General features: G+C 70.5%; 1 protein-coding gene. It reads right to left on the minus strand.

Features of this window, described 5'->3' with window-relative positions; translation table 11 throughout:
* Nucleotides 1–3,741, minus strand: a 3,741-nt coding sequence (locus tag CCN42_RS19740) for a non-ribosomal peptide synthetase (RefSeq protein WP_158102107.1), incomplete at its 3' end; no start/stop codon positions are given.
* Nucleotides 3,742–3,780: the final 39 nt, after the last annotated feature.

The raw sequence follows: 3,780 nt of genomic DNA on the forward strand, positions 1-3,780 counted from the left end.
CAGGCCCGCGATGTCGAACCCGACCGTGGTCACCGCCAGCAGACGGTCATCCGCACCCAGAGCGAACCGGTCCCGCATCGACACCAGGAAGTTGACCAGCGGCCCCTGCGGGACCACCACACCCTTCGGACGGCCCGTCGAACCCGACGTGTAGATGACGTACGCCGAACGGCGCAGGTCGGTACCGGCCTGCACCGGCTCGGCCTCGGGGATCTCCGCGAGGTCGTCGAGGAGCAGACGGGGAAGCTCGAACTCGGGCAGTTCAGAAAGGAGCTCGGTCGTGGTGAGGACCAGCGCCGGGTCGGCGTCCTCCAGCATGTACGCCAGCCGGTCCGCCGGGTACTCCGTGTCCAGCGGGAGATAAGCCGCCCCCGCCTTCCACACCGCCAGCAGCGCCACCACCAGATCCGCCGACCGCGGCAACGCCACCGCCACGAACCGCTCGGGCGTCACGCCGCGCTGGACCAGCAGCCGGGCCAGCCGCTCCGCGCACGCGTCCAGCTCCGCGTACGTCAGTGACACGTCACCGGCCAGCACCGCGACCGCGTCCGGCGACTCGGCGACCCGCTCGGCGAACAGCTCCACCACCGAACGAGCCGGCATCTCGCACGCTGTGTCGTTCCACCCCGACACCACCAGATCCGCCTCCACCTCGTCGAGGAGGCGGGTCTGGTCCAGCGGTGCCCCGGGGTCGTCGACCATCGCCTGGAGAACGCGCAGGTAGCGGCGGCCCAGAGCCTCGACGGTGTTCTGGTCGAAGAGGTCCGTGCTGTACTCCAGCACGCCGTGCAGCGAACCGGTCGTGGACCCGGAGGTGGCACCCGAGGTGCCCTCCTGCTGGGCGAAGGCGAAGGAGAGGTCGAACTTGCCCACGCCCGTCTCGGCGACGGCACGGGACACCTCGAGCCCCGGCAGCCCACGCCCGGCCCGGTCGATCGCCGCGGTGTCCGTGTTGTTGTACGCCAGCAGCACCTGGAACAGCGGGTGCCGGGCCATCGAGCGCTCCGGGTTGAGCACCTCCACCAGCCGCTCGAACGGCAGGTCCTGGTGCGCGTAGGCGGCCAGGTTCTGGGTCCGCACCCGCTCGACCAGCTCCCGTGCGGAGGGCCGGCCGGAGGTGTCGGTGCGCAGCACCAGCGTGTTGATGAACACGCCGACCAGGTCGTCCAGTGCCTCGTCGGTACGGCCCGCGATCGGCGTGCCGATCGGAATGTCCGTCCCCGCCCCGAGCTTGGTCAGCAGGGCGGCGAGACCGGCCTGGAGCACCATGAACGGGCTCGCCTGGGAGGCGCGGGCCAATGCCACGATCCGCTGGTACAGCTCCGCCGGGATCTCGAACGGGATCCGGTCACCGCGGTAGGAGGCGGCCGTCGGGCGCGGCCGGTCGTACGGCAGCTCCAGCTGGTCGGGCAGCCCCGCCAACGCCTCGGTCCAGTAGCCGAGCTGGCGAGAGATCTCGCTGCCCGGATCGTCCTCCGAGCCCAGCACCTCCCGCTGCCACAGGCTGTAGTCCGCGTACTGGACCCCCAGCGGCTCCCACACCGGCGCCCCGCCCGCCACACGCGCGGCATAGGCGGCCGTGAGATCCCGGGCCAGCGGAGCACGGGACCAGGCGTCACTCACGATGTGGTGCAGGAGAAGCAGCAACACGTGCTCGTCGTCCCCGAGCGCGAACAGTGTCGCGCGCAGCGGGAGTTCCCCTGACTCGGCCGACAGGTCGAAGCCACGGCGCGCCGCCTCGTGCAGGCGCTCCTCGACCTCGTCCCGCGTGACGGCGACGACCGCCAGCCCGGACCGCGCCTCGTCCACCGCACGGACCACCTGGTAGGCGCCCTCCGCGTCCTCCGCGAACACCGTGCGCAGGCTCTCGTGCCGCGCCACGACGTCCCCGAGCGCCAGCCGCAGCGCCTCCCGGTCCAGCGAACCGGACAGCCGCAGCGCGATCGGGATGTTGTAGGTGGCGCTCGGCCCCTCGAACTGGTTCAGGAACCACAGCCGCCGCTGCGCGTACGACAGCGGGATCCGCTCCGGCCGCGGCACCGCCGCGGTCAGCGCCGCACGGTGACCACCGCCCACCTCGTCGATCGCGGCCGACAGGCCGGCGACACTCGGCGTGTCGAACATCTGCCGTACGGCCATCTCCACGCCTAGCGAGCTGCGGATCCGGCTGACCAGGCGGGTGGCGAGGAGCGAGTGCCCGCCGAGGCGGAAGAAGTCGTCGTCGATCGAGACGGTGTCCAGGCCGAGGATCTCGGCGAAGAGACCGCAGAGGATCTCCTCGCGGTCCGTGCGCGGGCCACGGCCGGCCGGGGTGTCCATGCTGTAGTCGGGGGCGGGCAGGGCGCGGCGGTCCAGCTTGCCGTTGACCGTGAGCGGCAGCTCGTCGAGGGCGACGAACGCCGACGGGACCATGTACTCCGGCAGCCGGGACGCGACGTACTCGCGCACCCCGTCGACCGAGCCGACGACATACGCCACCAGGCGCTGGTCACCGGGCTGGTCCTCGCGAACGACCACAGCGGCGCGGGTGACCTCCGGGTGACCGGCGATGACCGCCTGGATCTCCCCCAGCTCGATCCGGAAACCACGCAGCTTGACCTGATCATCGACCCGGCCCGCATAGACGAGCTGACCGTCACTGTTCCAGCGAGCCATGTCACCCGTGCGATACATCCGCGCACCCGCAGGACCGAACGGATCGGCGGTGAAACGCTCCGCCGTCAGGTCCGCACGCTCGAAGTAACCACGAGCCAGGACCACACCACCGATGTACAACTCACCCGCAACACCCGGCGGCACCGGCCGCAACCGCTCATCCAGCACATAGGCGCGGGTGTTCCAGAACGGCCGCCCGATCGGCACAGGACCGGATGCAACATCCTGTCCTGGCTCGATACGGAAGTCCGTGCAGTTGACGGTTGCCTCGGTCGGACCGTAGGCGTTGATCACCGTCACGGCCGGGTGGGTAGTCCTCCACGCCTCCAGCACCTCACCGACCAGCGCCTCACCACCAGTGATCAGCGTCCCCGACGGCGACACCCCCTCCGGCAACGCCTGCAACAGACTGAGGTGCGACGGCGTGACCTTCATGAACGACGGCCGGCCCGCCTGGCCCGCCTGCTCGTCCAGCTCGGCCAGCACCACACGCCCACCCGACACCAGCGGGCTGTAGAGCGCCGTCACCGTCAGGTCGAACGCCACCGACGAATGCAGCAGCGCCGTCCCCGCCGCGTCCCCGTACACCTCACGGGCCCGCTCCAGATACGCCCCCACCGACCGGTGCTCAACGACCACACCCTTCGGCCGCCCCGTCGAACCCGACGTGAAGATCACATACGCCGGATGCGACAACTCCAACCGCACCACCCGGTCCTCATCCGCGACCGGACCGTCAGCGAAACCATCCGCCTGCGCAAGAACCGACAGGTCGTCGATCACGATCACCGGGCGGGCATCACCCAGGATCTGCCCGACCCGCTCCGCCGGATAATCCACATCCACCGGCACATATGCGCCACCGGCCTTCACCACCGCCAGCAGCGCCACCACCAGCTCCACCGACCGCGGCAGCATCACACCCACGAACGACTCGGCACGCACACCACTCGCGATCAGCCACCGCGCCACCCGGTTCGACCAGGCATCCAGCTCCGCATACGTCAGCGACCGCTCACCAGCCACCACCGCCACCGCGTCGGGCGTCCGCGCCGCCTGCTCACCGAACAGCACCGGCAACGACACACCACGCACATCACGCGTGACCCCGTTCCATTCCCCCAG

It is taken from the genome of Streptomyces glaucescens, from assembly GCF_002154375.1.
GTDB lineage: Bacteria > Actinomycetota > Actinomycetes > Streptomycetales > Streptomycetaceae > Streptomyces > Streptomyces glaucescens.